We start from the raw sequence: 683 nt of genomic DNA, 5'->3' as shown, positions 1-683 counted from the left end.
GCAGGGCTATCGCATATGAGTGATGGCATTGATGAGATAGTCGTCGTTCCAGGCGCATTTCTTGATGCGATGGCTGATGGGAACTTTGGCAGCATCGGCGGCCTGAAGGATGTTTCTGGCGAGGCGATTGAGAAGGGCTGTGTTGGCGGGAGCATTGTCCTTGCGGGCACGGCTGAGATCCTCATCGAGATGGACATCGAGCATCCAATGCAGGCCGTTCTCGATCTGCCAATGAGCTCTGGTGAGGTCGAGCGCCCGCTGCGGCGACATGAGCGTGGAGGCCATGAACAGGCGCATCAAAGGTCTGGCCTGATCGCGCCGGCTGGTGATGCGGATGAAGGCCTGGTGGCCAGGCATCAGCGGCTCGGCCGCCGCCACGATCTCGGCCTGCCGCCACTCGTTGCGGCCGTGGCTGGTCTCGGTGCGCTCGGCAATGGAAGGGGTGGCGTCGGCCAGTTGCAGGTTGGCGCGGCGCAGCCAATGACGACGGTTGCCCTTCAGCGCAAGCAGGTAATCGCCACCTCTTTGGGTAATGGCCGCAGCCATGCGGGTGTGGCAGTGGAGCGCATCGGCGGTGACCAATCTGCCCGTAAGATCAATGAGTTCGACGACCTTGAGCGCGGCCTCGACTTCGTTCTCACCATCGCTCGGCGAGACTGCCGCCAGGCACAGCCGGGTCTCGG

At 62.8% G+C, this 683-nt stretch carries 1 protein-coding gene; it reads right to left on the bottom strand.

The window, feature by feature from the left end:
* Positions 1 to 6 precede the first annotated feature (6 nt).
* A partial coding sequence (locus NKI50_RS30500) for an ISAs1 family transposase (protein WP_352644044.1) occupies positions 7 to 683 on the bottom strand: 677 nt, incomplete at its 5' end.

Origin of the sequence: Mesorhizobium sp. M0563, assembly GCF_040321065.1 — a bacterium.
In the GTDB taxonomy this organism is placed as follows: Bacteria; Pseudomonadota; Alphaproteobacteria; order Rhizobiales; family Rhizobiaceae; genus Mesorhizobium.
This window is presented reverse-complemented; position numbering and strand designations above follow the sequence as displayed.